At 72.0% G+C, this 22,670-nt stretch carries 30 protein-coding genes; 13 read left to right on the top strand and 17 right to left on the bottom strand.

From position 1 onward, the window contains the following. Positions 1 to 237: 237 nt before the first annotated feature. A complete protein-coding gene (locus ACIP8Z_RS22490) occupies positions 238 to 585 on the bottom strand; it encodes a DoxX family protein (RefSeq protein WP_402085993.1) in 348 nt (115 codons plus the stop codon). Positions 586 to 677: 92 nt separating this feature from the next. On the opposite strand from ACIP8Z_RS22490, the gene ACIP8Z_RS22495 reads away from it, so the two are divergent. The 4 genes from ACIP8Z_RS22495 to ACIP8Z_RS22510 all read left to right on the top strand — a co-directional run bounded on the left by ACIP8Z_RS22495 (position 678) and on the right by ACIP8Z_RS22510 (position 3,649). Next, complete coding sequence (locus ACIP8Z_RS22495) at positions 678 to 1,121, top strand: MarR family winged helix-turn-helix transcriptional regulator (RefSeq protein ID WP_402085994.1); 444 nt, start codon at positions 678 to 680, stop codon at positions 1,119 to 1,121. A 90-nt stretch (positions 1,122 to 1,211) separates the two neighbouring features. Then, the gene (locus ACIP8Z_RS22500; RefSeq protein WP_402085997.1) at positions 1,212 to 2,093 is read left to right on the top strand and encodes an alpha/beta fold hydrolase; all 882 of its coding nucleotides are present in this window, start codon (positions 1,212 to 1,214) and stop codon (positions 2,091 to 2,093) included. Between the two features lie 216 nt (positions 2,094 to 2,309). After that, positions 2,310 to 3,290 (top strand): hypothetical protein, encoded by a 981-nt coding sequence (locus ACIP8Z_RS22505; RefSeq protein WP_402086000.1) that lies wholly within the window; start codon positions 2,310 to 2,312, stop codon positions 3,288 to 3,290. A gap of 2 nt (positions 3,291 to 3,292) precedes the next feature. Then, complete coding sequence (locus tag ACIP8Z_RS22510; RefSeq protein WP_402086002.1) at positions 3,293 to 3,649, top strand: GntR family transcriptional regulator; 357 nt, start codon at positions 3,293 to 3,295, stop codon at positions 3,647 to 3,649. Between the two features lie 109 nt (positions 3,650 to 3,758). Here ACIP8Z_RS22510 and ACIP8Z_RS22515 read toward each other — a convergent pair whose 3' ends face one another. The 4 genes from ACIP8Z_RS22515 to ACIP8Z_RS22530 all read right to left on the bottom strand — a co-directional run bounded on the left by ACIP8Z_RS22515 (position 3,759) and on the right by ACIP8Z_RS22530 (position 7,794). Further along, entirely contained in the window at positions 3,759 to 4,718 is a 960-nt protein-coding gene (locus ACIP8Z_RS22515) for a D-2-hydroxyacid dehydrogenase family protein (RefSeq protein WP_402086003.1), read from the bottom strand. 103 nt (positions 4,719 to 4,821) lie between these two features. Beyond that, entirely contained in the window at positions 4,822 to 5,259 is a 438-nt protein-coding gene (locus ACIP8Z_RS22520) for a hypothetical protein (protein WP_319315720.1), read from the bottom strand. After that, positions 5,256 to 6,719 (bottom strand): APC family permease, encoded by a 1,464-nt coding sequence (locus tag ACIP8Z_RS22525; RefSeq protein WP_402086006.1) that lies wholly within the window; start codon positions 6,717 to 6,719, stop codon positions 5,256 to 5,258. Before ACIP8Z_RS22525 ends, ACIP8Z_RS22520 begins: the two co-directional genes overlap by 4 nt. A gap of 112 nt (positions 6,720 to 6,831) precedes the next feature. Beyond that, positions 6,832 to 7,794, bottom strand: a complete 963-nt coding sequence (locus ACIP8Z_RS22530) for a GlxA family transcriptional regulator (protein ID WP_402086009.1) — start codon at positions 7,792 to 7,794, stop codon at positions 6,832 to 6,834. A gap of 188 nt (positions 7,795 to 7,982) precedes the next feature. Here ACIP8Z_RS22530 and ACIP8Z_RS22535 point away from each other — a divergent pair, with 188 nt between their 5' ends. Together ACIP8Z_RS22535 and ACIP8Z_RS22540 are read left to right on the top strand one after the other, a co-directional pair. Then, complete coding sequence (locus ACIP8Z_RS22535) at positions 7,983 to 8,582, top strand: MBL fold metallo-hydrolase (protein WP_402086011.1); 600 nt, start codon at positions 7,983 to 7,985, stop codon at positions 8,580 to 8,582. A gap of 70 nt (positions 8,583 to 8,652) precedes the next feature. Continuing rightward, complete coding sequence (locus tag ACIP8Z_RS22540; RefSeq protein ID WP_073908329.1) at positions 8,653 to 9,012, top strand: hypothetical protein; 360 nt, start codon at positions 8,653 to 8,655, stop codon at positions 9,010 to 9,012. Positions 9,013 to 9,088: 76 nt separating this feature from the next. Here the strand turns inward: ACIP8Z_RS22540 and ACIP8Z_RS22545 are convergent, their stop codons facing one another. From ACIP8Z_RS22545 to ACIP8Z_RS22575, 7 genes are all read right to left on the bottom strand, one after another. Beyond that, complete coding sequence (locus tag ACIP8Z_RS22545; protein WP_402086014.1) at positions 9,089 to 9,361, bottom strand: SCO5918 family protein; 273 nt, start codon at positions 9,359 to 9,361, stop codon at positions 9,089 to 9,091. Positions 9,362 to 9,519: 158 nt separating this feature from the next. Continuing rightward, entirely contained in the window at positions 9,520 to 9,723 is a 204-nt protein-coding gene (locus tag ACIP8Z_RS22550; RefSeq protein WP_055598357.1) for a cold-shock protein, read from the bottom strand. Between the two features lie 373 nt (positions 9,724 to 10,096). Beyond that, the gene (locus ACIP8Z_RS22555; protein WP_402086017.1) at positions 10,097 to 10,600 is read right to left on the bottom strand and encodes an iron chaperone; all 504 of its coding nucleotides are present in this window, start codon (positions 10,598 to 10,600) and stop codon (positions 10,097 to 10,099) included. Between the two features lie 96 nt (positions 10,601 to 10,696). Continuing rightward, the gene (locus ACIP8Z_RS22560; protein WP_402086020.1) at positions 10,697 to 11,326 is read right to left on the bottom strand and encodes a glyoxalase; all 630 of its coding nucleotides are present in this window, start codon (positions 11,324 to 11,326) and stop codon (positions 10,697 to 10,699) included. A 5-nt stretch (positions 11,327 to 11,331) separates the two neighbouring features. Further along, positions 11,332 to 11,778, bottom strand: coding sequence for a helix-turn-helix transcriptional regulator (locus ACIP8Z_RS22565; protein ID WP_402086022.1), 447 nt, complete (start codon positions 11,776 to 11,778; stop codon positions 11,332 to 11,334). 31 nt (positions 11,779 to 11,809) lie between these two features. Continuing rightward, a complete protein-coding gene (locus tag ACIP8Z_RS22570; RefSeq protein WP_209495636.1) occupies positions 11,810 to 12,220 on the bottom strand; it encodes a VOC family protein in 411 nt (136 codons plus the stop codon). A 280-nt stretch (positions 12,221 to 12,500) separates the two neighbouring features. Beyond that, complete coding sequence (locus ACIP8Z_RS22575) at positions 12,501 to 12,974, bottom strand: hypothetical protein (protein ID WP_402086025.1); 474 nt, start codon at positions 12,972 to 12,974, stop codon at positions 12,501 to 12,503. Between the two features lie 150 nt (positions 12,975 to 13,124). Here ACIP8Z_RS22575 and sigJ point away from each other — a divergent pair, with 150 nt between their 5' ends. After that, positions 13,125 to 14,057, top strand: coding sequence for an RNA polymerase sigma factor SigJ (sigJ, locus tag ACIP8Z_RS22580; RefSeq protein ID WP_402086027.1), 933 nt, complete (start codon positions 13,125 to 13,127; stop codon positions 14,055 to 14,057). Between the two features lie 124 nt (positions 14,058 to 14,181). Here the strand turns inward: sigJ and ACIP8Z_RS22585 are convergent, their stop codons facing one another. Then, positions 14,182 to 15,375: an NAD(P)/FAD-dependent oxidoreductase gene (locus ACIP8Z_RS22585; protein ID WP_402086030.1), complete on the bottom strand. Its 1,194-nt coding sequence runs from the start codon at positions 15,373 to 15,375 to the stop codon at positions 14,182 to 14,184. An 81-nt stretch (positions 15,376 to 15,456) separates the two neighbouring features. Next, a complete protein-coding gene (locus ACIP8Z_RS22590; protein ID WP_402086032.1) occupies positions 15,457 to 16,401 on the bottom strand; it encodes an RNA polymerase sigma-70 factor in 945 nt (314 codons plus the stop codon). 288 nt (positions 16,402 to 16,689) lie between these two features. Between ACIP8Z_RS22590 and ACIP8Z_RS22595 the strand changes: the two genes are divergently transcribed. From ACIP8Z_RS22595 to ACIP8Z_RS22620, 6 genes are all read left to right on the top strand, one after another. Then, entirely contained in the window at positions 16,690 to 17,358 is a 669-nt protein-coding gene (locus ACIP8Z_RS22595) for a DUF998 domain-containing protein (protein ID WP_402086035.1), read from the top strand. A gap of 387 nt (positions 17,359 to 17,745) precedes the next feature. After that, positions 17,746 to 18,252 carry a hypothetical protein gene (locus ACIP8Z_RS22600; protein ID WP_229918424.1) on the top strand — a complete coding sequence of 169 codons (507 nt, stop codon included), beginning with the start codon at positions 17,746 to 17,748 and terminating at the stop codon, positions 18,250 to 18,252. Between the two features lie 2 nt (positions 18,253 to 18,254). Then, positions 18,255 to 18,638, top strand: a complete 384-nt coding sequence (locus tag ACIP8Z_RS22605) for a tail fiber domain-containing protein (protein WP_402086541.1) — start codon at positions 18,255 to 18,257, stop codon at positions 18,636 to 18,638. Then, positions 18,635 to 19,312 carry a 2OG-Fe(II) oxygenase gene (locus ACIP8Z_RS22610; RefSeq protein ID WP_402086038.1) on the top strand — a complete coding sequence of 226 codons (678 nt, stop codon included), beginning with the start codon at positions 18,635 to 18,637 and terminating at the stop codon, positions 19,310 to 19,312. Before ACIP8Z_RS22605 ends, ACIP8Z_RS22610 begins: the two co-directional genes overlap by 4 nt. Before the next feature lie 725 nt (positions 19,313 to 20,037). Next, a complete protein-coding gene (locus ACIP8Z_RS22615) occupies positions 20,038 to 20,394 on the top strand; it encodes a PRC-barrel domain-containing protein (protein WP_402086040.1) in 357 nt (118 codons plus the stop codon). Positions 20,395 to 20,424: 30 nt separating this feature from the next. Continuing rightward, a complete protein-coding gene (locus tag ACIP8Z_RS22620; protein ID WP_402086042.1) occupies positions 20,425 to 20,592 on the top strand; it encodes a hypothetical protein in 168 nt (55 codons plus the stop codon). A 127-nt stretch (positions 20,593 to 20,719) separates the two neighbouring features. On the opposite strand, the gene ACIP8Z_RS22625 is transcribed toward ACIP8Z_RS22620, so the two are convergent. The 3 genes from ACIP8Z_RS22625 to ACIP8Z_RS22635 all read right to left on the bottom strand — a co-directional run bounded on the left by ACIP8Z_RS22625 (position 20,720) and on the right by ACIP8Z_RS22635 (position 22,643). Continuing rightward, positions 20,720 to 21,061: a MerR family transcriptional regulator gene (locus ACIP8Z_RS22625; RefSeq protein ID WP_402086044.1), complete on the bottom strand. Its 342-nt coding sequence runs from the start codon at positions 21,059 to 21,061 to the stop codon at positions 20,720 to 20,722. A gap of 841 nt (positions 21,062 to 21,902) precedes the next feature. After that, the gene (locus ACIP8Z_RS22630; protein WP_402086047.1) at positions 21,903 to 22,214 is read right to left on the bottom strand and encodes an SCO5918 family protein; all 312 of its coding nucleotides are present in this window, start codon (positions 22,212 to 22,214) and stop codon (positions 21,903 to 21,905) included. A gap of 48 nt (positions 22,215 to 22,262) precedes the next feature. Next, positions 22,263 to 22,643, bottom strand: a complete 381-nt coding sequence (locus ACIP8Z_RS22635) for a hypothetical protein (RefSeq protein WP_402086049.1) — start codon at positions 22,641 to 22,643, stop codon at positions 22,263 to 22,265. Positions 22,644 to 22,670 lie beyond the last annotated feature (27 nt).

The raw sequence follows: 22,670 nt of genomic DNA on the forward strand, positions 1-22,670 counted from the left end.
TCCTGTACGTCGACGACGGATCGGAGCGAGATAGAGACGATACGTCTCGTCTCACCTCGTCGACGGTACGCCAGTCGCGACCCCTGCGCAAGACGTTCCGTCTCGTTGGGCTGGAGGTGTCGGGTCGGGAGCGCCGGGCGGGGTGCCGGGTAGGGGCGACAGGCGGGGAGTGCCGGAGGGGCGCCGGGTCGGGAGCGCCGGGCCGTGAGCGTCGGACCGTGAGCGTCGGACCGTGAGTCAGGCCGAGGCCGTGCGCAGCACCAGCGCGGCTATCGCGAGCAGGGTGATGACCACGACCGGCGCCACCTCGTAGTCCTTCGCCCGCAGGTGGGTGATCAAGGCGCCGATGAAGTAGAGCGCGACGCCGATCGCGGCCGCCCCGCCGAGCGCCGGCACCGCGAGCCCCGCGAGCAGGCCGAGCGCGCCCGCCGCCTTCAGGGTCGCGAGGCGGGGTAGCCAGGACTCCGGCACGTCGAGCTTGGTCATGCTGCCGACGATCTGCGGGTTGCGGGTGAAGGTCAGGAAGGCCGAGGCCGAGAGCGCGAGGGCGAGCAGCGCGGCGACGACGACATAACCGATGAACATGGACGTACTCCAATGATCCGAGTGCTGCAATCGTTGAACTCTATCAACGGTTTCCCTCGCTCCACAATAGGGCCGCTGCTACGGTGGACGACATGGCAGCTCTCCCGACCGACCGCCTCGGTTTCCTCCTCTCCTTCCGCGGGGAACTCACCGGCGCGCGCATCCGCGCCGCCCTGGGCGTCGCCGGACTGCACCCGAGGAACGCGATGACGCTGATGCGGCTCGCCCCCGGGTCCATGAGCCAGCGCGAGCTGGCCGCCGCCATGGAGGTCGACCCCAGCCAACTGGTCGCGATCCTCAATGAACTGGAGTCGGAGGGGCTCGCCGAGCGCCGCCGCGACCCGGCCGACCGGCGCCGCCACATCGTGGAGATCACCGAGGCGGGCGCGGCCGCCCTGGACCGGGTCGACGCGGCCGTGAGCGCGGCCGAGCGCGAGCTCTTCGGCGACCTCACCGAAGCCGAACAGGTCCTGCTGCGCGGCCTGTTGGACCGGGTCGTCGTGGACCCGGCCGATCACGACTGCGACGCCGGGTAAGGAATCCACTCGGGGTGCGCGCGACCGATGAGTTTCGGTGGGGTCGGGGGTCTACCCCCATGAACAGCCGCACGGCCCACCACCGAGGAGATGACCATGGTCGAGACCGACACCCGCGTCCTGGACACCGCCGGCGCGATCCTGCGCTATGACGTGCGCCCCGGCGCCGGGGCCGGCGAGCGCCCCCTGCTGATGATCGGCTCCCCGATGGACGCCACCGGCTTCACCACGCTCGCCTCCCATTTCGCCGACCGGACCGTCGTCACGTACGACCCCCGCGGGGTGTCCCGCAGCGAGCGCACCGACGGCGCGGCGGAGACGCTCCCCGAGGAGCACGCCGACGACCTGGCCCGGCTGATCGAGGCGCTCGGCGCCGGACCCGTGGACGTCTTCGCGAGCAGCGGCGGCGCGGTCAACGCCCTCGCGCTGGTCGCGCGGCGCGGCGACCTGGTGCACACCCTGGTCGCGCACGAGCCCCCGACCGCCCAGGTCGTCCCGGACCGCGAGGCGGCCCTGGAGGTCTGCGCGGACGTCCACGCCACCTATCTGCGGGACGGCTGGGGTCCCGCGATGGCCAAGTTCCTGGCGCTGACCGCCCGCGAGGGCGAGATCCCGGCGAACTGGGCCGAGGAGCCCGCCCCCTCCCCGGCCGCGTTCGGCCTGCCGACCGAGGACGACGGCTCGCGCGGCGACCCGCTGCTCGGCCAGAACATGCGCGGCTGCACCTCCTACGTCCCCGACTTCACCGCCCTGCGCGCCGCGCCGACCCGGATCGTCGTCGCGGCCGGCAAGGAGTCCGAAGGCACCTTGGCCGCCCGCGCGGCGGTCGCCGTCGCCGAGGGCGTCGGCACCCCGCTCGCCGTCTTCCCGAGCCACCACGGCGGCTTCCTGGGCGGTGAGTTCGGCCAGCAGGGCGCTCCGGCGGAGTTCGCGGAGGCCCTGCGCGCGGTCCTCGACGGGACCGGCGTCTGACCTTCCGCGTCAGCCCTTCGTCGCGGCGGCGGCCTTCACGGCCGCCGCCGCGTCGACGTTTCCGAGCCCCGGCCGCACGGCCCACTCGACGAGCCGTGGGCGGGGTCCGCGTCCGGCGAGCCGTGGGCGGAGTCCGCATCCGGAAGAAGAGACGAGTTGTTCTAGCGAAGTGCGAACAACTTGTTCTATCCTGATGCGAACAAAGGAGGGTTCCTCATGAACACACCGTCGACTCCGGTGGCACCACGCCGCCTTCGCGCGCTCGCCGCGTTCCCGTTCGTCCTCACCCTCGTCGGCTACCTCACGCTCCTCGCCGTCTGGGACGACCGGATCCCCGACACCCTCGCCACCCACTTCTCCGGGGGCGACGGCGGCCGGGCCGACGGCTTCACCGGCCGCACCGCGTTCGCCGTCATCAGCGTCGCCCTGCTCATCGGACTCGGCACCGGCTGGACGGCCCTCGTCCGCCGCACCGCGCTCTGGGGCGCGTGGGCGACGGCCGGTCTCGCCGGAACGCTGCTCGTCCTCCTCGTACGGGACAACCTGGACGCCGTCGACCCGGCCCGGGTCGACTCCCCGCTCACCAACCTGGCGCTCGGCGCGGCGGTCGCCGCCCTGTGCGCCTTCGCCGGCTGGGCGCTGACCCGCCTCGTACCGGCCGGGGACGGACCGGACACCCCCGAGGGCGAGCCCGACGCACCCCGGCTCACGCTCGGCGCGAACGAGGTCGCCGGCTGGACCCGCGCCACCGCCTCCCGGCCGCTGACCGTCCTCGCGGCGCTCACCCTCGTCGCCGTCCCGGTCGGCCTGGTCCTCGCGCCCTGGCCCGGCGCCCTGCTCGCGCTGCTCGGCCTGGTCGTCGGCGTGCCGGGGCTGGCCCTCGCCCGGGTCCGCGTCACCGTCGACCGGCGCGGCGTCACCGTCCGGCCCTCGCTCCTCCCCCGGCCACGCGTGCGCGTGCCGCTCGACGAGGTCGCGGGCGCGAGCGTCCGGGACCTCGACACCGCCGCCGTGCTCGCCGACTACGGCGGCTGGGGCTACCGGGTCCGCGCCGGCCGTACGGGCGTGGTGCTGCACTCCGGCGAGGCCCTCGTCGTACGGCGGGACAGCGGCCGCGAGTTCGCGGTCACCGTTCCCGACGCGCACACCGCCGCCGCCCTCCTCAACACGCTCGCCGAACGGCATGGGAAGGTCTGACCGTGCTCTTCCGTGTCGACCCGGCCTCCGCCGTGCCCCTCGGCGACCAGATCGCCGCCTGTGTCCGGGGCGCCCTCGCCGACGGCTCCGCCGCGCCCGGCGAGCGCCTCCCGGCCGCCCGGGAACTCGCCGACTCCCTCGGCGTCAACGTCCACACCGTCCTCCGCGGCTATCAGCGGCTCCGCGAGGAGGGCCTGATCGAGCTCCGCCGGGGCCGCGGCGCCCTCATCGTCCCCGGCGCCACCGCCCCGGACCGCGCCCGGCTGGTCTCCCGGCTCCGCGAGGCGGCGGCGGACGCCCGCGAACTGGGCCTGACGGACGAGGAGTTCGTGGAACTGGCACGGACGAGCCTGACCTAGGTCACCGGCACCTGCACGGACGAGCCGGGACCGGGCCCCAGCCGGGCCTCCAGCCGGGCGCTCAGCCGTGCCCCGGCCGGCCCCCAGCCGGGCCGACCCGCCGGTCGGCTCAGCCCAACTCCCGTACCGGCGCACCCGCCAGGAACGCCTCGATGTCCTCCACCGCCTGCCCGAAGTACCGGCCGTAGTTCCCCTCCGTCACATAGCCGAGGTGCGGCAGCGCGAGCACGTTCGGCAGGGACCGCAGCGGATCGTCCGCGGGCAGCGGCTCCGTCTCGAAGACATCGAGCCCGGCCCCCGCGATCCACCCCTCGCGCAGCGCCCGCAGCAGCGCACCGCCGTCGACGAGCCCCGCCCGGGAGGTGTTGACGAGGTACGCGTGCGGGCGCATCGCCCGTAGCTCGGGCTCCCCGACCAGGCCGCGGGTCCGGTCCGAGAGCACCATGTGGAGCGAGACGAAGTCGCTGTCCGCGAACAGCTCCCGCTTGTCCTTCGCGCGCCGTACGCCGTGCTCGGCGGCCCGCTCCTCCGTCAGGTTCGGACTCCACGCGCGCACGTCCATCCCGAAGGCGAGGCCGATCCGCGCCACCCGGGCGCCGATCTTGCCGAGACCGACGAGCCCGAGGGTCCGGCCCGCCAGGTCGGCGCCGACGGTGGACTGCCAGGGCCCGCCCTCGCGCAGCGCCCGCGCCTCGGCCGGCACGTGCCGGGCCAGGCCGAGGAGGAGCGCCCAGGTGAGTTCGGTGGGCGGCTCGGAACTGCTGTCCGTGCCGCAGACGGTGACCCCGCGCGCGCGTGCCGCGGCGACGTCGACGGAGGCGTTGCGCATCCCGGACGTGATGAGGAGCCGGAGCCGGGGGAGCCGGGCCAGGAGCTCGGCGTCGACGGGGGTCCGCTCCCGCATGACGACGAGGATCTCGCAGTCCTCGACGGCGGCGACGAGCGCGTCCCGGTCGGTGAGGTGCTCGCGCAGGACGCGTACCTCGACGCGGTCGGCGAGCGGGCTCCAGTCGGCGGAGGTCAGGGCGGCGCCCTGGTAGTCGTCGAGTACGGCGCAGCGCGGCTTCATGACGGCATGATCGCGCACGGCCGGTTCGGGCAGCCGGTGGGGGCTGCCCCCACCGGCTGCGGCCGTGGCGGCCCGGAGTCCGATCGGGCCGGGCCCCCGCGCCTCACCGACGGACGGTGTCGTCGGTCTTGAGGTCGTTCAGGGCGTCCTCGAAGTCGTCGACCTCGTCGGGGCAGTAGACCTGGAGGACGATCCGCTCGACCTCGACGGCCTTGGTGTCGGTGATGACGGGACGCATCCCGGGGCCGGTGGCGCCGTTCCCCTGCTGGATCTTCCACAACGCCGTCTTCAGGGCGTTGCCCGGATCGTCGCAGACCGGGCCGCCGTCGGTGCCCAGCACCTGTTCGACGGTGTCGGTGTCGGGGGACGGGTATCCCGCCCTCACCAGCTCCTCCTGGAGCCGGTTGGCCTTGGACGCGGACTCGTTGCTCGTCGCCACGGTCTCGTACCGGAGGAGGCCGGTGATGACGAGGCCGACGAGGATCACGATCGCGCCCCAGTAGATCCACTTGTGCTCGGAGGCGAACCGGGTGGGGCTCATGCCTGCTCTCCCTCGCTCGCGGCGGTGGCGCGGGCCGTCTTCCAGCTCGGCTTGCGGAACTTCAGGAAGGCCCATGGGATGAGCAGGCCCAGGATGACGAGGCCGCCGCCGACGATGGCGATGTACGACCAGACGCTGCCGCTGCCGAACTGCGAGCTAGGGATGAAGCCGATGCACAGGGCGGCGAGCGAGGCGAGCAGCCCGACGACGCACAGCACGCCGAGCGCGGGTGCGCGATAGCCGCGGGGGTGGTCGGGCTGGGTCTTCCGCAGCCGCATCGCCGCGGCGAACATCAGCAGGTAGACGATCAGGTACACCTGCGTGGTGATGACCGAGAAGATCCAGTAGACGCTGGAGACGTTCGGGATCAGCGCGTACCCGAGGGCGATGAGCGTGGTGACGACGCCCTGGGTGACCAGGATGTTCTGCTGGATGCCGTTCTTGTTCAGCTTCTGCAGGAACGGCGGCAGGTAGCCCTCCTGGCGGGAGATCTCCAGCAGGCCCTTGGAGGGGCCGGCGAGCCAGGTGAGCATGCCGGCGAGGGAGGCGGACACCAGGGCTACGGCTGCGATCGGGGTGAGCCAGCCGATGTGGAAGTACGCGAAGAAGGCGTCGAAGGCCTGCATCACGCCCGCCGTGAGGCTGAGCTGGTCGGCGGGGACGACCCAGCTGATGGCGAGCGCCGGCAGGATGAAGATCAGCAGCACCAGGCCCATCGCCAGGAACATCGACTTGGGGTACTCCCTCGGCGGGTCCTTGAGCGAGGAGACGTGCACGGCGTTCATCTCCATGCCGGAGTACGACAGGAAGTTGTTGACGATCAGGACGAGGCTGGCGAGGCCCGTCCACTGCGGGAAGATGTTCGCGGCGGTCATCGGGGCGGCCGAGGGGTTGCCCTGGCCGAGGAAGACCATGCCGAGGACCACCAGCAGGGTGCCGGGGATCAGGGTCCCGATGATCAGACCCCAGCTGGCGAGGCCGGCCAGTGCCTTCGTGCCGCGCGAGGAGATCCACACGCCCGTCCAGTAGAGGACCACGATGACGATCGCGGTGTACGGGCCGTTGGAGGCGAGCGCCGGGTCGATGATGAAGGCGATGGTGGACGCGACGAACCCGAGCAGGCTCGGGTAGTAGAAGATCGTCATCGCGAACTGGCACCACACGGCCAGGAATCCGAGCGGCTTCGACAGCCCCTCCGACACCCAGCGGTACACGCCGCCGTTCCAGCCGGAGGCGAGCTCCGCGGAGACCAGGGCGGTCGGCAACAGGAACACGATCGCCGGGACGAGGTAGAGGAACACACAGGCCAGGCCGTAGACGGCCATGGTGGGCGCGGCCCGCAGACTCGCCACCGACGCGGTGGTCATCAGGGCGAGCGTCACCCAGGTGAGGGTGGCGGGCGCCGGCCGCGTCGCCGCCCGCGGTTTCGGTACGTCGGCCGGCGTGTCGATGCTGCTCATGGGGCCCTCCCTCAGGTCGCGCGATGAGCCCAAGCTCGATCGTGCGGGGGCCTCCCACAAGCGGAGGGCGTCCGTACGGGGGACCCCCGGACGGCGGCCGGCCGGTGTGGTCTCAGGTGGTGGGCGTACGGGTGAAGGAGCGGCGGTACGACCGGGGCGGGACGCCGCGGCGGCGGACGAACTGGGCGCGGAGCACCGCCGCGCTCCCGAAGCCGACCGCGTGGGCGATCTCCTCGACCGGCAGGTCCGTGGTCTCCAGGAGCTCCTCGGCCCTGCTCAGCCGCAGCGAGAGCAGCCACGCGTGCGGGGTGGTGCCCGTGGAGGCGGCGAACCGGCGCGCGAAGGAGCGGCGGCTCATCAGCGCCCGGCGGGCCAGCTCCGCGACGGGAAGCGGCTCGTGGAGGTGCTCCCTGGCCCAGGCGAGGACGTCGGTGAGCCGGTCGTCCCGGCTGTCCTCGGGTACGGGCGTGGCGAGGTACTGGGCCTGGCCGCCGTCCCGGTGGGAGGGGAGCACCAGGTCCCGTGCGATGGCGTTGGCCGTGGTGGCCCCGTACTCCCGGCGCAGCAGGTGCAGGCAGAGGTCGAAGCCGGCGGCGGCGCCCGCGCCGGTGACGACGGTGCCCTGGTCGACGTAGAGGGCGTCGGGTTCGACGGTGACGTCCGGGTGGCGTTCGGCCAGGAGTCCGGCGAACCGCCAGTGCGTGGTGGCCCGCCGCCCGTCGAGCAGCCCGGCCGCGGCGAGCGCGAACGCGCCGACGCAGTGGGCCGCGACGAGCGCTCCGCGCGCGTGGGCGGCGGTCAGCGCGTCGAGCACGGCGGGCCCCGGGGGCGTACGGAAATCGGCCCAGGGCAGGGCGATCACCAGGTCGGCGGCGGCCAGCCGGTCCAGACCGTGCTCGACCACGAGGGGCAGGCCGACATCGGTGCGGACGTTTCCCGGCCGGTCGGTGCAGAGCGCGAAGTCGAAGAGCGGAAGACCTCCGCCGCGCGCGTCGAACACCTCCGAGACGATGCCCGCGCCGAGCATGCCGACCCCGTGCGGGGCGTAGGCGGCGACGGTGACGAAGGGCGGCATGGGGCCGAGTCTGGCACGGGGGCCGGGAGAGACACCGACGACGGTGGCGCCGATGAGCGGCACGGGACGTGGGCGCGGCCCCGGCGCGATGCCGAGCCCGGTGGCCGGAACGACGATGGCACGATTCCCGCGATCGGTGGCAGTACGGCCACTCGTGAAGATCCGCGCCGCGCAGAAGACTTGGGGACATGACGAACCACGACGCACCGAGCGCCCGCACCGCCACCTACACCATCCTGACCACCGGATACACGCTCTCCACGGGCCCCGGGGTCGCCGCCACCGTCTCGTACGTGCGGGACGGCGACCGGCACGTGATCGTCGACCCCGGCATGGTGGCGAGCCGCGACCGGATCCTCGGCCCGCTCGCCGAACTCGGCCTGGGACCGGACGACATCACCGACGTGGTGCTCAGCCACCACCACCCCGACAACACCATGAACGTCGGCCTCTTCGGCCGGGCCCGCGTCCACGACCACAAGGCGATCTACGAGAACGACCAGTGGACCGACCGCGACGCGGAGGGCCACGAGCTGGCCCCTGCGCTGCGGCTGATCCGTACCCCCGGCCACAGCCCCGAGGACATCACCCTGCTCGCCGGCACCGACGCCGGCGTCGTCGCCTTCGTGGGTGACCTGTGGTGGCGGCCGAACGGCCCGGTGGAGGACCCGGTGGCCCCCGACCACACGGTCCTCAAGGACTCCCGCCTGCGCGTCCTGGCCACGGCCGACGTGATCGTCCCGGGCCACGGCCCGGCGTTCCCGGCGGACGACACGGCGCCGCTGTAGCGGGCGGCTGGGCGGTGGTCCTCCCGGGGTACGGCCGGGGGGGTCGCGGGGCCGCCTAGAATGGACTTCCATGTCGAAGCCTGACGAGCTGCTCGTTGACATTGCCGCCACGGTGGAGTCCGGGCAGAGCAATCAGATGTCCATGACGGTGGTCGCGGGGGGCGTGGTCCTCACCGGTCGACTGGCCCCGGAAGCCCTGTGGCGACAGAGGGTGTCGGAGGTCCTGACGGACTCCGCCCGCCTGGGCGAGTTCTCCGGTGTGTTCAGCCCCTCCGAACGCGCCGACGGGCCACCCACCCACCTGCACTTCCACCTCGCCCGGATCCTCCAGGGCACGGTGGGCATCCCGGAGACCGGCGGCATGTACCGCGTCGCCCTGGAGGACGTCAGCGCCTGGACGGTGGGCGACTTCAGCTACTTCGATCACTGACCGACCTGAAGGACGCTGACCGACCAGAAGGCCACTGACCGATCAAGGCCGCCGACCGATCAAGGCCGCCGACCGATCAGAAGGTCGTCTCGGAGGGCGAAGCCTGCTCCTCGGCGGTGACCGTGAGGCAGGTGAAGCCGAGCTTCGTCATGGCCCGCACGACCTCGCCGACGCTGAAGTCGCGGCGGTCCTGGCGGGTGACGACCTCGCCGACCTGCTTCACGGGGTACTGGCGCCGCCCGATGACGACGACATCACCGATGGCCGGCTCGGGCTTGACGCCCTTCATGGCTTCGAGCACGCCGGCTTTGGTCAGCTCGAACGGGAAGCGGGCGATGACACAGCGCATGGTGACTCCTGCGGAGAAGTGGTCCAGTAGGGGGCCGGCCAGGAAATTCCCGCAGCCGATGAGGGGTACTGAAGAGTAAGGTTGCAAAGAGCTGAGGCCCGCACCCCAAAGGTGCGGGCCTCAGCTCGTCAGCTTGTGCTACGCGTCAGCGCCGGGTGTCAGGCGGGGACGATGTTCTCGGCGGTCGGGCCCTTCTGGCCCTGCGCGATGTCGAAGCTCACCTTCTGGCCTTCCTGCAGCTCACGGAAGCCAGAGGACGCGATGTTCGAGTAGTGGGCGAAGACGTCGGGGCCGCCACCGTCCTGCTCGATGAAGCCGAAGCCCTTTTCCGAGTTGAACCACTTCACGGTGCCAGTCGCCATACCAAATTCTCCTTCGGGGCAGTGCTCGGAGCGCACACTGTGTGTGCTCCGTGTCGCTGCGATGATCGCCCCGTCCGGAAAAAAGCCCGGAAATGAAAAAGGGTGCCCAGCGCCGGAAAGACCGGAAGGGCACTCGTACGTTCGGGACCCACAACTGCAACTGATATCGACAGTAGCACGACGGGGCGGAGCGTGCGGGGTGAAGATTTCGCCCTGTCGCATCCCGTGTGTTTACATGACAAATTTTCACCGCGCGTAGCTTCGAATTCTCACGGGGCGATCGCGGAAATTCTCCTGTGGGGAACCCCGAAACGGGCGGCCGGCGCGCTCGGCCCGAGCCGCGCGCCGGCCACGTACCGCCCGTGCGCGACGGTCAGCCGGCGGCCTGCGCGATGAGCGCGGCGATCCGGGTCTCGTCGGCCTCGGTGAGCTCGGTCAGGGCGTAGCTGGTCGCCCACATGGTGCCCTCGTCGAGCTGGGCGAGGTCGCTGAAGCCGAGCGTGGCGTAGCGGCTCTTGAACTTCTGCGCGCTCTGGAAGAAACAGACGACCTTGCCGTCCTTGGCGTACGCGGGCATCCCGTACCAGGTCTTCGGGGCCAGGCCCGGAGCGTGCTCCTTGACGATCGCGTGGATCCGCTCGGCGAGCACCCGGTCGGTGTCCGTCATCTCGGCGATCTTCGCCAGGGCATCGGCCTCCCCGTCGGCCTTGGCCGAGCGCGAGCCACGCCGAGTGGTGCTCTTGAGCTCCGTGGCGCGCTCCTTCATCGCGTCGCGCTCTTCCTCGGTGAAGCCGTCGTACTTCGCGCTGCTCTTGCCCTCGGCGGTGGTGCCGGTGCCGGTGCTGGTGCTCTTGGTGGACGACCGCGTGTTCGACATGACGGGGTTCCTCTCACAAGGCTGGCTGGGGATGGCTACTGCGTACGGGAAGGGGAGGGGAGGGGGGTGCGGTCTACTGATCCACCGGGGTACGGGTCAGGACGCGGCGGCCACGGAAGCGGGCTCCCACGTGAACCCGTCCGGGTCGGTGAAGGCGCCGGTGCCCTCGCCGCCGAGCGCGATCCGGTGGGATCCCTCGCCGTCGACCGGGACGCCGACGTCCTTCGCGAGGGCGCGGCGCCCGTACAGGGCGAGCTTGACCGGGCTGCCCTCGGCGGCGGCGAACTCCACGTACTTGCGGCCGAAGCTCTTCCCGACGGTCAGGCCGTGCTCGACGTAGAACGCCCTGCTGGCGGCGACGTCCGCTGCTCCGAGCAGGAGGACGAAGGACTCGACGCGGCCGGTGGCCGGGCCGGTGTCCTTCTTGTTCGAGGTCGCGACCTTCCAGATGGTCCCGTCCGGGGCCTGGAAGACGCCGCCGTAGCCCCAGAACGACTTCGAGGCGGGCTTGAGCGAGGTGGCGCCGGCGGCGAGGGCCGCGTCGACGAAGTGCCGGACGTCGGCCGGCCGGTCCACCGTGAGGGAGAACGAGAAGCCCCGGAAGCCGGTGCTCGGCGCGTCGGAGGCCCGCAGGCGCACATGGGCGCCGAGACCGGAGGCGGAGTAGAAGCGGTCGGCGGCCGGAAGGTCGGCCACCTCAAGGGTGAGGGAGGCGATGGCGTTCATGAGAATCACGCTAGTTGCGGGGCGGCCACCGGTGCTTCTCGATTCCTGACCGGTCGGGTGACCTGCTTCGCCACGCACGAGGGCAGCCCGGCCTCGCCGTCGGCGACCTGGCGTCGGTAGACGCTGGGCGAGACGCCGACGAGTTCGGTGAAGCGGGTGCTGAAGGTGCCGAGGGAGGAGCAGCCGACCGTGAAGCAGACGTCGGTGACGCTGAGGTCGCCGCGCTGGAGCAGCGCCATCGCGCGCTCGATGCGCCGCGTCATGAGGTACGAGTACGGGGCCTCGCCGTACGCCTGCTTGAACTGGCGGCTGAGGTGCCCGGCCGACATGTTCACCCCGCGGGCGAGCGCCTCGACGTCCAGCGGCTGGGCGTACTCCCGGTCGATCCGGTCGCGAACGCGGCGCAGCCGCGCCAGATCACTCAGGCGCTGCGCCTCGGTCAGTGCGCTCATCCACGCAGGATGACACATGAGGGGAATCCTTTCAGCGGAGTTGCTGGACGCGGACGAGGTTGCCCGCGGGATCGCGGAAGGCGCAGTCGCGCACGCCGTACGGCTGGTCGGTCGGCTCCTGGACGACCTCGACGTCCCCGGCCTGCACCTTCTCGAAGGTGGCGTCGAGGTCGGGGGTGGCGAGCAGGATCCAGCCGTAGGTGCCCTTGGCCATCATCTCGGCGATGGTGCGCCGCTCGGCCTCGGTGATTCCGGGGTCGGCGCCGGGCGGCGCGAGGAGGATCGACGTACCGGGCTGTCCGACGGGTCCGACGGTGATCCAGCGGGTCCTGCCCTGGCCGACGTCGCTGCGCACCTCGAAGCCGAGGGCGTCGCGGTAGAAGGCGAGGGAGGCGTCGGGATCCTCGTGCGGGAGGACGGTGGTGTGAATGGTGATGTCCATGCCCACAAGCTAGTTGGGCACGTACGCCCCCGCTTCTCGATTCCTGACGAATGTGGCGGTAAGCCCGTCGCGAGCCGGTGGGGGTGCGACCGCTTCGTCGTCTCCTTCGGCGCGGCGAAGCTCCGGGCGGTGGAGCGCGGCCCGCCCGCCGGCCCGTCCTTCCGCCCGCCCGGCCGCCCGGCCGCCCGTCCGTCCTTCCGGCCGCCCGTGGGGACGCTCAGTCGGCGTCCAGGACGGCGGCGGCCATCGTGGAGGCGGCCCTGGCTCGGCAAGAGACCCCCTAAACAGCGGCCTCCGCCGTCGGACGCGTCCGCTGGAGGACGACCCGCCCCAGATCGAGCAGGCTCAGGCCGAACATCAGGACCCCCAGAGGGAGATGGACGGCCATCACATGGTTGACGCCCATCACCACCTGCAGCGTCCCGAGGAGCAGGAAGCCGGTCGCGTAGAGGGCGGGCCGGCCCGGGCCGCCGCCCGGCCGCCACGCCAGGATCGCGGCGAGCAGGTACAGCATCGACATCGCGTACATGCCCTTGGACCCGAGGTCGTGCAGGGTCGATCCGACCTCCGAGGTCAGTGCCATTCCGGCGGTGACGGCCTGGAAGAAGATGCCCGCCGTCTGCAGGGCGATCGAGGCGCGCACGAACCCCGCGAACCGGCCGTCGCCCCGCCCCGCCACCACCGCTGCCGATGCCGCCGCCGTGTCCGCTGCCGTCATCGACGCCGTCGTCCCCGCTGTCGTCCGCGTGACCATGGTGATCCCGTCCTTCCGCTGCCGGTCGCTCTCTCGACAGTCCGACGACGCGGCCCCCGAGAATGTGAGGCGCGGTACCGGGGTTACGGAGTGATGCGCGTCTCACCGATCATGGCGAGCGCGGATCGAACGGAGGGGGACACCACCACCATGAGCGGCAGTCGTACGGAACCAGAACGCGGGCTCGCGCCCGCATCCGCCCACCCCGAGGGCGAATACCGGCAGTTGATCAATGTCGCCTACCGCCTGCTCGGCTCCCTCGCGGAGGCGGAGGACGCCGTTCAGGAGGCCTTCGCCCGCTGGTACGCGATGCCCGGCCCCCAGCAGCAGGCCATCGAGGCGCCCGGCGCCTGGCTGACGACGGTGGTCGGCCGCATCTGCCTGGACGTCCTCGGCTCGGCGCGGGCGCGGCGCGAGCGCTATGTGGGCGAATGGATCCCGGAGCCCCTGCCCGACACGACGGCGTGGCTGAACGGTCGGCCGGGCGACGGCGGGACCGACCCCGCCGACCGGATCGCCCTCGACGAGTCCGTCGACATGGCCTTCCTCGTCGTCCTCGAATCCATGACCCCGGCCGAGCGGGTCGCGTTCATCCTGCACGACGTCTTCCGGTACCCGTTCACCGAACTGGCCACGATCGTCGGCCGCACACCCGCGGCCTGCCGGCAGCTCGCCTCGTCGGCCCGCCGGCGCGTCCGGGCGGCCCGGGAACCGGAGCCGCCGACCGGAGTGCAGGCGCGTGTCATCAAGGACTTCAAGCAGGCGTGGGAGGCCCAGGACATCGCGGCCCTGGTCGGCCTGCTCAACCCCGACGCCACGGTGGTCGTCGACGGCGGCGGCCTGGTCGGCGCGGCACTCCGCCCGATCACCGGTGCCGGAGAGATCGCCCGCTACATCGTCGCGATCGGCGACATGGCACCCGGCATGACGCTCCAGGTCCGCTCGGTCAACGGCCGCCCCGGCCTGGTCGCCCGCCGCGGCGGCACGACCGTGACGGTGGCGGCGTTCGGCCTCGCGGACGACCGGATCACGCACATCTGGGCGGTCCGCAACCCCGAGAAGCTCCAGCCCTGGACGGAATGAGACCGCTGGGCGCGGCCCCGGATCCCGTCGAGGTCGTCACCGGCCCCGCCCGAACCCCGTCCCGGCGGACGAGCGAGCGGGCCGGGGGCTCGGGCGGAGGAGGCGGGGAGTCCGTACGGCCTCCTCACCGGGTGGCGAGGCGCGGCGCGGCCGGCTCGGTGGTCGCCGTGAGGCGGCGGCGCCGGCTCGGCAGCAGCATCGTCGGGTGGGAGACGCTCCAGGCCGCGCCCGTGCAGATGAGTTCCTTGATACGGGCGCCGGCCCAGCCCGTGATGACGGTGGACGTGACCTCGTCGTCGTGGGTCACCTTCTGGAAGATGGCGTCGCGGCGCCCCAGGCTGATGCACTGCGCGGCGTAGCCGATCGAGTTCTCGGGAACCTTGCGGCCGGTCAGGCGCGCGGCGAGGGAGTCGGCGGCCTGCCACGCCATCGGGCTCGCCGTGGCGCAGGACATCCGCAGCGGCTTGCCGCCCGGCCCTTCGGCGAGCGCGGCGTCGCCGACGGCGTACACGTCGGGGTGGGAGACCGAGCGCATGGTGGCGTCCACGACGATCCGTCCGGTGCCGGACACCTCCAGGGTCGTGGCGGCGGCGATCGGGTGCACGGCGAAGCCCGCGGTCCACACGGTCAGCCGGGCCGGGATCTCCCGGCCCTCACCGGTGACGACGCCGTCCGCTTCGACACGGACGATGTCGGCGCCCTCGTGGACCGTGATGCCGAGCCGGTCGAAGACGGTGCGCAGATGACGCCGGGCCTTGTCGCTGAGCCAGTCGCCGACACCGCCGCGGGCGGCGAGGGCGACCTTCAGGTCCGGGCGGGCCTCGGCGATCTCGGTGGCCGCCTCGATGCCGGTGAGGCCGCCGCCGACGATCAGCACGGTGCCGCCCGGCTCCAGCTCGCCGAGGCGCGCCCGCAGTCGCAGCGCGTCCTGCTTCCCGGCGACGCCGTGCGCGTGCTCGGCGACACCGGGGACGTCGAGGGCGCCGGCGGTGCTCCCCAGGGCGTACACGAGGGTGTCGTAGCCGAGGGTCTCGGCGCCCTGCTCACCGGTGAGTTCGACGGTCCTGCTGTCCACGTCGACGGCGGTGACCCACGCCGACCGGAGCTCCACACCGGTTCCCGCGTACACGTCGCGCAGCGGGCGGCTCGGCAGGTCCTGTCCGCCGGCGAGCTGGTGCAGACGGACCCGCTCCACGAACTCGGTCTCGCCGTTGACGAGGGTGATCTCGACGTCGTCGCGGTGCAGTCGCTTGGCGAGGCGGCCGGCGGCGGTCGCTCCGGCGTACCCGGCTCCGAGGACAACGATGCGGTGCTTCATGGCTGGCTCCCTATCCGGTTGGACTCACCTCCTGAACCGGACAGCCGCGCGATCCCTGACAGGAATCGCGTGTGACGTGGGTCACCACATGTCCCTGAGCGGGCGATGGGGACCGGCGGCCGCCCACTGGCGGGTGAGGCGCTCCAACTTGTCGGGATTGACCTGGAGGTGGACCGCGACGACACCGTCCGGCGTCGTGTCGAGGCAGATGACCCCGGCGATCCGCTCGCCGACCGAGACCAGCACGGCGGGACCGCCGTTGACGACGGCGACGTGGAGTTCGGGGTCGCCGCCGGCGATGGTCCGCTTGGCGGGGCTCGGCCGGAACAGCCCCCGCAGGTAGCGCGCGATGCCGAGCGCGCCGATGACCGGGGTCCTGCGGGCCGGAACCTTGGCGCCACCGTCGGCCACGCCGACCGCGTCGTCGGTGAGCAGCCGGATCAGCGGCTCGGTGTCGCCGCTGAGGGCCGCGGCGAGGAACTCCTCGACGACCTTCCGTGCGGCGACCGCGTCGATCTCGGTACGGGCCCGGCCGGTGGCGAGGTGCTGCTTCGCGCGCCGGTGGATCTGCTGGCAGTTCGCCTCGGTGAGGTCGAGGATCTCCGCGACCTCGCGGTGCGCGTACCCGAAGGCCTCGCGCAGCACGTACACCGCGCGCTCGTTGGGCGACAGCCGCTCCATGAGAGTGAGCATCGCGAGGGAGACCGACTCGCGCTGCTCGGCGGTGTCGGCCGGCCCCAGCATCGGGTCCCCGGCGAGCACCGGCTCCGGCAGCCACTGCCCGACATAGGTCTCCCGCCGGACCCGCGCGGAGGTGAGCTGGTTGAGGCAGAGGTTGGTGAGCACCTTGGTCAGCCACGCCTCGGGCGTCTCGATCCGTTCCCGGTCCGCCGCGTGCCAGCGCAGATACGTCTCCTGCACGACGTCCTCGGCATCACCGGCGGACCCGAGCATCCGGTAGGCGATGGCCTGCAGACGTCCCCTGGAACCCTCGAACAGATCGGCCTCGTACGTGCGGAGCGACATCCGCCCATGATCGGTCCCGCACACGGGCCGCGTCCACCCGTCGCGCGGGGCGCCGCGGCCGGCCGTACGCGGTGGAGACCGTACGCCGGGACCCGTGCCCTCTCGGCGTGCTCCCGGCCCGCCCCGGGCGGGCGCCACGACTCCCGCTTCGTACGCCGCGATCACCAGCTGGGCGCGCGCGGGCAGTCGACGCACCACCGTGTGATCCGGTGCACATCGGTGGGCCGATGACTCCGCTCCGTGCCATCGGTCATAGGGACGACATCATCGAAGCGAGGAAGGCCCGCCATGACCGACACCCTCACCCCGCCCCGCCACGTCCTCTCCGCCACGCCCGCGTCGCGATCGGCGGCCCGGTGGGCCGTCGCCGGTGGTGTGGTGGCGGGCCCGCTGTTCCTGGTGGCCGGTCTCGCCCAGGGCCTCGCCCGCGACGGCTTCGACTTCACCCGGAACGCGATCAGCCAGCTCGCCCTCGGCGAGTGGGGCTGGGTCCAGACGGTGAGCTTCCTGCTCACCGGCGCGCTGCTGACCGTCGGCGCGGCCGGACTGCGGCGGGCGCTGCGTGGTGGCCCCGGCGGGACGTGGGGGCCGGCCCTGGTCGGTGTCTTCGGCGTTTCCTTCTGGACCGCGGCGGCCTTCCCGGCCGATGCCGGTGCGGGCTTTCCCGTCGGGGCGCCCGAGGCGACCGTGATGAGCGGGCACGGCGCCGTCCACATGTTCGGCGGAACGATCGGCTATCTCGCCCTGTGTGCCGCGTTCGTCGTGCTGGCCCGTCCGCTCGCCGCCCGGGGCCCGCGAGGGTGGGCCGTCGCGTCCCGCGTCGTGCCCGTGGCCGTTCTCGCCGGTTTCCTGCTCTCGGCCGCCTCGGTCCTGGCGTTCACCGCCGGCGCCGGCCTCGGCCTGCTGTGGCTGAGCGTGGTCACGGCTCGGCTGATCGGCGCTCCGGCCGGCCGCTGACCGGCCCTCGTCCCGGCGGGCGTCGTCGCCGGGACGAGGGCCTGCCGCACGGCGTCCTCGGCGCCCGGGAGCCGTACCGGGGTCGGCTCTCCCCGGTACGGCTCCAGTTCCTGCACCCTCGCGACCCGGGGCTTCGTTGGCCGATATGAATCGTCCGCGTTCGTCACAGTGCCGTCGGCGATTCATCAGATGGTGCGTACTCGTGTTCATCGGACGCGTACGTCGGACGGGTGTGGCTACGGTCGTTCGCGTCGTCCCACGGGGGCGGCATCGGTCGAGTGCCGCACGCGCCAGGACCGTCCCGGCCTTCCGCGCCGGTGCGGAGCGAGCCCGAGCGGCTCCCAGGGAGTGGACATGGGTTCTGTCGGTCGTAGGACCGTCGCGGTGATGGCAGCCGCTCTGGCGTCGCTGGGGGCGGGAAGCGGTGTCGCCGCGACCGCCGCCCCCTCGTCGCCCGCGCCGTGCAGCGGCGCGGAATGCCCCAGCCTCAAGCCGGTCAGGCTCACGACCAGCCAGGCCACCTTGAACGTCACCCAGATGCAACTGGAGAACATCCACGCGATGGCCTCCGACGCCATCACCGGGGAGCCCATCCGGGGAGCGAAGATCGTGTTCGCCACCGTCGGCGGCCGGACGCTGGGGGCCGCCTTCACCGACTACGACGGGGTGGCCTCGATCACCGCCCCGGAGAACCTGGGGCCCGGAACCCTTCAGGAGCTGCTCGGCGGCTACGAGGCCGCGCTCGTCGGCGACGGCGTGCACGCTCCTGTCGGGGCCCACGGGGCGATCACCGTCGGTACCGACCAGGGGCCCGGGGTGCCGGGCGCTCCCTGCTCGCTCTGCAGCGACCGCGGGCTCAAGCAGGACGTGGTCCCGGTCGACTGGAGCCGGTGACGATGCGGATCCTCAGCAGGCGGGCCCGGGCGGCCGACGCCGCTGCTCCGGACCCTGCCGCGGCGGGTCCGCGGGACGGCACCGCCGTGGCTCCGGTCGGCGCGGTCAACGGCTTCGCCGTCCTGGACACCGTGGCCGCGCTGCCGGTCAGCACCTGGCGCTACCTCTGGGAGCCCGAGGACGTCCGTCATCTCGGGCCGATGGCCCAGGACTGGCACGCCGCGTTCGGCTTCAACCGGGACGACACCAGGATCCCCGTCGTCGACGGCCTCGGCGTGGCCCTGGTCTGCGTCCAGGCGCTCCAACGCCACGTGGAGGAGCTCAGGGCCGAAGTCACCAGGCTGCGCGAGGCCGTGGCCACGACTCCGTCCGAGGCGGGGCGATGACGGCGCACGGACTGTCGCCGGTGTCCACGGACGCGATCTGGCGGCTTCCGGTGACGGTCTGCCGCATCACCGGGTTCCTGGGCGAGCGGACAGCCGGCCTCCTCCTTGAGCGTGCCGTCGCCGCCACGGGCGACCGGCTCGGGCCCTCCCTGGTCCGGGACCGGGAGCTGGCCCCCGACCTGCGCAGGTCCCGGTCGTGCCCCGACTTCCGGGCGCCTGAGCTCCTGGCGGCCATCGACGACGTCCGGGAGGCGGTCGAGCACACGCTGGGGGTCGACTGCCGCTACACCGAGCCAAGTTACGGCCTCAACGTGCACAACGACGGGGACTTCTACGGGCCGCACCAGGACACCAGCGCCGCGTACGCCCCCCGCCGTCTGCTCACGTTCGTGTACTACCTGCACCGCACGCCCCGGCCGTTCGGCGGTGGCGAGCTGCGCGTCTTCGACGCCGCCCTGCCGCTGCACACCGAGACGACCGGGGAGTGGGAGGAACGGACCTGGCGGGACTGGCAGCCCGAGCACGACAGCATCGTGTTCTTCCTGCCCACCGCCTGGCACGAGGTGCGCCCCGTCGTGTGCCCCGGAGGTCGGCACGAGGACAGCCGTTTCGCCGTCAACGGCTGGCTGTGCGCACCCGACCCGGCGCACGACAGGCGCGACGAGTGCCGGTGAGCAGCGGTCGGCGCGCAGGGAAAGCACCTGTGTGACGGTTGCTCCGTACCGTGGGCGCCGTGACAGCAAGATCGACTTCCGCTGACCGGGCCGCGTCCGTGGCCTTGGCCGAGGCATCGATGCGTCAGGCCCGTAACTCCGCCGCCTTCCGGATCGCCACCGGGCGATCCCGGGGCCATGAGGTCGTCCGGCGCCGCGGATTCGTCGCCGTCGACGGCGACGAGCGTGCCGGCACGCGGGTCGTGATCCAGGAACCCGGCCTCGACCCGGGCGAACTGGCCGAGCTGAGCGAGCTGGTCCGCCGGGCCGTGGGCCCGGTGAACGCCCCGACGACGCAGCCCCAGGTCGATGACCTGGGGCTGCGTCGAAGAGCGGAGGACGGGGAACGAACCCGCGATTCAAGCTTGGACTCCGCCCGTGGCGGACGAGCAGCTTCTGAGAGGCGATGTGCGGCCGGTGAGGCCGGTGACAGCGCCCGGCCGATGCTCGCGGGTGGGATCGCGGGCGCCCGGAGTCGGGTGGGATCGCACGCACCCGGAGTACCGTGAGACCACGGCGGTTTCTCGTCCGCCATGAGGTGTCGGCCGCCCCGTCCCGCCGGTCACCCCGGCGGATGCGGCCCGCGCGGCGATGGCCCGTGCGGTCCACGCCGACGACATCACCCGAACCGCCGAGATCCCTCTCGACGCGCTTCCCGAACCAGTGACCGACCGCGAGGAGCCGACATGATCCAGATGGCGGACATCCGTGAGTGGCGCACCCACGACGTCGTGGACTCGCGCGGCCGCAGGATCGGAGAGCTGGAGGCGATCTACGTCGACACCAGCACCGACGAGCCGGCCATGGCCACGGTCCGTGTCGGCCTGCCCACACGACACCATCTGGTGTTCGTTCCCCTTGACGGTGCGACGGCGGGGCCGGGCTATGTGAGGGTCGCGTACGACAAGGCGCTGGTGAAGCAGGGCCCTTCGATCGGCACCGACGACGTACTTCCCGCCGAGGACGAGGAAGCGGTCTTCCGGCACTACGAACTTCCCTACGAGCCCGGGGCGAACGGTGAACGCCAGCTGGCCCGCCGCTGAGCCTCCGACCGACCGAGGGGACCAGTCCTCATGACGCTCTTCCTGGCCCTGATCATCATCGCGATCGTGCTGGGCATCATCGGTGCGGTCGCCGACGGGCTGCTCTTCCTGCTGATCATCGGCATCGTGCTGCTCGTGGCGGACCTCATCTACATCACCATGCGCATGCGCCGCGCCGCCCGCCGCCCGGTCCGATGACCCGCCCCACGGGCGAGCTGCGCTGGACGGTGAGAGCCCCGGGCGGCTGACCCGGGCGCCGTTCAAGGGCCGATGACGGGAACCCGTGGAGAAGCGGGGCCCGCCGATACCGACGGGCACACTCGACTCAGTCCGAGGCCGGCGGAGGGGATGACGACCCGGCAGCGCGGCGGTACTCGGCGTTGATGCGTTGGGCTTCTTCGAGCTGGTCTTCGAGGATGATGATGCGACAGGCGGCCTCGATGGGCGTGCCCTGGTCGACGAGTTCCCGGGCGCGTGCGGCGATGCGCAGCTGGTAGCGGGAGTACCGGCGGTGGCCGCCGCTGGAGCGGAGCGGGGTGATGAGGCGCGCCTCGCCGAGGGCGCGTAGGAATCCCTGGGTGGTGCCGATCATCTCGGCGGCCCGGCCCATCGTGTAGGCGGGGTAGTCGTCGTCGTCGAGACGGTCGAAGGAGTCGCCTGCTGTCACTTGCACCTCTCTGGTGAACGCGTTGAGGGGCCCTGGTGCCGTACGGCACCAGGGCCCCGAAGGAACTACTACACCATCCGCCGGTCCTGATACTGCACCGGCCTTCTGTTTCCGCCGACCCGACCGAGACGCTGTCGGGCACGCGGGGATCGCGGTTGCTTGACCGGAGACCACCTCACTATCGATGTCCTGCGGTACCCGGGCTCAAGAATTCCGCCCGGGCGATCCTGATGGCGCTGGCTCCTCCGTTCTTCCCTCGGCGATCAACTGCTTACCCAACGGGGGACTGCGTACTGCACTCGCGGGCACCTCGACTGCCATGACAGCGGTCCCGCTGATGGCGGCCCCTGACTACTGCGGGCCACCCGGTCCGGTCGCCAGTCCCGTCGCCGTCCTGCAACAACCCTGGCTTCGGAACTCCACCACCGCACCGTCCTGCCAACTGCACTTGTGGATACCGCGGCCCGGCAGTTCGTCTCTGCCAGGCTGTCTTGTCTCTCTGCGTTACGAGAGAAACCATAACCACGTCACTGCCCAATGTCTACTCTGGCCGCGATAGATTTTCGTGCTTCCTGGAGAGAGCTAGACCTTCGTGGTCGGTCCAGGATCTGCGGAGCACCTGCACTGCAGGTCAGGGGCTCGGGCCGGCCGCAGCAGAGCGCGTGTGAGTGCCCTCCCGATGGTCACCGACCACTCATACGGCGCCGCGTGGGACAACCTGTCGGTATGCGGGAGGGCCCCGGCACGCGGGAGGTCCCGACATGCGGAAGGGCCCGACCAGCACGGGTGCTGGTCGGGCCCTCTTCGCTGTTCCGGTGGCGGCTCGCGCCGGTCCCGTCGGTCAGACGGTCATCGGCGTGCCGAGCAGCGCGGATGCCTGCTGGACCGAGGTGATGGCGTGTGCCGGTGCGGCGTTCCGGGGAAGGTCGCGGCAGGTGAAGCCGAGCCGGGTCATGGCCCGCAGGACTTCGCCGGCGCTGAAGTCGCGGCGGTCCTGGCGGGTGATGACCTGGCCGACCTGCTTGACGGGGTAGGTGCGGCGGCCGATGATCACGGATTCGCCGATGATCTCCTCGGGCTTGATGCCCTTCATGGATTCCAGGACGCCGCTCTTGGTCAGATCGAACGGGAACCGGGCGATGACGCAGCGCATGATGCCTCACAGGGAGAAGGGGAGAAGGGTCCGGCCGCGGTAGGTGGTTCAGGCGGGGGCGAGGACGCCCGGAGCGCTGCCCTGTCCGGCCACGAGGGGCAGGGCGTCGGGCCGGCGGTGGCTCATCGGGGTGCGGGGTGCGGTGAACGGCCCGCGGTCGCCGGGGACGTCGCGCAGCCGGACGCGGTCCGTGTACGCGTCACTGTCACGGACGGCGGCGAGCTGGGCCCGGGTGATCAGCCGGGTGCACAGCCCGTCGTCGTCACAGATGAGCAGATGCCCCGCGCGGGCACTGATCATGACGGACAGGGCCACTTCGACGGTCATGTCGTCGCCGACCTGTGGTGCGGCCATGTCCATGGCGTCGGCCACCGTCCTGTGCGCGGGGGTGGCGTTCGCTGAGCGGGGCTGCGTCTGGACCAGCGTCAAAGGTGCCTCCTGCAGAGGTGGGTCGGT

Origin of the sequence: Streptomyces sp. NPDC088553, assembly GCF_044752965.1 — a bacterium.
Classification (GTDB): domain Bacteria; phylum Actinomycetota; class Actinomycetes; order Streptomycetales; family Streptomycetaceae; genus Streptomyces.

Excerpts from the sequence above, each read along its gene's own strand:
- ACIP8Z_RS22555 (WP_402086017.1), bottom strand. The coding sequence starts at position 10,600 with ATGTCGAACACGCGGTCGTCCACCAAGAGCACCAGCACCGGCACCGGC.
- ACIP8Z_RS22590 (WP_402086032.1), bottom strand. The coding sequence starts at position 16,401 with ATGTCGCTCCGCACGTACGAGGCCGATCTGTTCGAGGGTTCCAGGGGA.
- ACIP8Z_RS22630 (WP_402086047.1), bottom strand. The coding sequence starts at position 22,214 with ATGCGCTGCGTCATCGCCCGGTTCCCGTTCGATCTGACCAAGAGCGGC.
- ACIP8Z_RS22605 (WP_402086541.1), top strand. The coding sequence starts at position 18,255 with ATGCGGATCCTCAGCAGGCGGGCCCGGGCGGCCGACGCCGCTGCTCCG.
- sigJ (WP_402086027.1), top strand. The coding sequence starts at position 13,125 with ATGAGCGGCAGTCGTACGGAACCAGAACGCGGGCTCGCGCCCGCATCC.
- ACIP8Z_RS22575 (WP_402086025.1), bottom strand. The coding sequence starts at position 12,974 with ATGGTCACGCGGACGACAGCGGGGACGACGGCGTCGATGACGGCAGCG.
- ACIP8Z_RS22525 (WP_402086006.1), bottom strand. The coding sequence starts at position 6,719 with ATGAGCAGCATCGACACGCCGGCCGACGTACCGAAACCGCGGGCGGCG.
- ACIP8Z_RS22505 (WP_402086000.1), top strand. The coding sequence starts at position 2,310 with ATGAACACACCGTCGACTCCGGTGGCACCACGCCGCCTTCGCGCGCTC.
- ACIP8Z_RS22585 (WP_402086030.1), bottom strand. The coding sequence starts at position 15,375 with ATGAAGCACCGCATCGTTGTCCTCGGAGCCGGGTACGCCGGAGCGACC.
- ACIP8Z_RS22515 (WP_402086003.1), bottom strand. The coding sequence starts at position 4,718 with ATGAAGCCGCGCTGCGCCGTACTCGACGACTACCAGGGCGCCGCCCTG.
- ACIP8Z_RS22530 (WP_402086009.1), bottom strand. The coding sequence starts at position 7,794 with ATGCCGCCCTTCGTCACCGTCGCCGCCTACGCCCCGCACGGGGTCGGC.
- ACIP8Z_RS22615 (WP_402086040.1), top strand. The coding sequence starts at position 20,038 with ATGATCCAGATGGCGGACATCCGTGAGTGGCGCACCCACGACGTCGTG.
- ACIP8Z_RS22565 (WP_402086022.1), bottom strand. The coding sequence starts at position 11,778 with ATGAGCGCACTGACCGAGGCGCAGCGCCTGAGTGATCTGGCGCGGCTG.
- ACIP8Z_RS22600 (WP_229918424.1), top strand. The coding sequence starts at position 17,746 with ATGGCAGCCGCTCTGGCGTCGCTGGGGGCGGGAAGCGGTGTCGCCGCG.
- ACIP8Z_RS22520 (WP_319315720.1), bottom strand. The coding sequence starts at position 5,259 with ATGAGCCCCACCCGGTTCGCCTCCGAGCACAAGTGGATCTACTGGGGC.
- ACIP8Z_RS22610 (WP_402086038.1), top strand. The coding sequence starts at position 18,635 with ATGACGGCGCACGGACTGTCGCCGGTGTCCACGGACGCGATCTGGCGG.
- ACIP8Z_RS22595 (WP_402086035.1), top strand. The coding sequence starts at position 16,690 with ATGACCGACACCCTCACCCCGCCCCGCCACGTCCTCTCCGCCACGCCC.
- ACIP8Z_RS22560 (WP_402086020.1), bottom strand. The coding sequence starts at position 11,326 with ATGAACGCCATCGCCTCCCTCACCCTTGAGGTGGCCGACCTTCCGGCC.
- ACIP8Z_RS22550 (WP_055598357.1), bottom strand. The coding sequence starts at position 9,723 with ATGGCGACTGGCACCGTGAAGTGGTTCAACTCGGAAAAGGGCTTCGGC.
- ACIP8Z_RS22500 (WP_402085997.1), top strand. The coding sequence starts at position 1,212 with ATGACCATGGTCGAGACCGACACCCGCGTCCTGGACACCGCCGGCGCG.
- ACIP8Z_RS22540 (WP_073908329.1), top strand. The coding sequence starts at position 8,653 with ATGTCGAAGCCTGACGAGCTGCTCGTTGACATTGCCGCCACGGTGGAG.
- ACIP8Z_RS22570 (WP_209495636.1), bottom strand. The coding sequence starts at position 12,220 with ATGGACATCACCATTCACACCACCGTCCTCCCGCACGAGGATCCCGAC.
- ACIP8Z_RS22545 (WP_402086014.1), bottom strand. The coding sequence starts at position 9,361 with ATGCGCTGTGTCATCGCCCGCTTCCCGTTCGAGCTGACCAAAGCCGGC.
- ACIP8Z_RS22535 (WP_402086011.1), top strand. The coding sequence starts at position 7,983 with ATGACGAACCACGACGCACCGAGCGCCCGCACCGCCACCTACACCATC.
- ACIP8Z_RS22490 (WP_402085993.1), bottom strand. The coding sequence starts at position 585 with ATGTTCATCGGTTATGTCGTCGTCGCCGCGCTGCTCGCCCTCGCGCTC.
- ACIP8Z_RS22620 (WP_402086042.1), top strand. The coding sequence starts at position 20,425 with ATGACGCTCTTCCTGGCCCTGATCATCATCGCGATCGTGCTGGGCATC.
- ACIP8Z_RS22495 (WP_402085994.1), top strand. The coding sequence starts at position 678 with ATGGCAGCTCTCCCGACCGACCGCCTCGGTTTCCTCCTCTCCTTCCGC.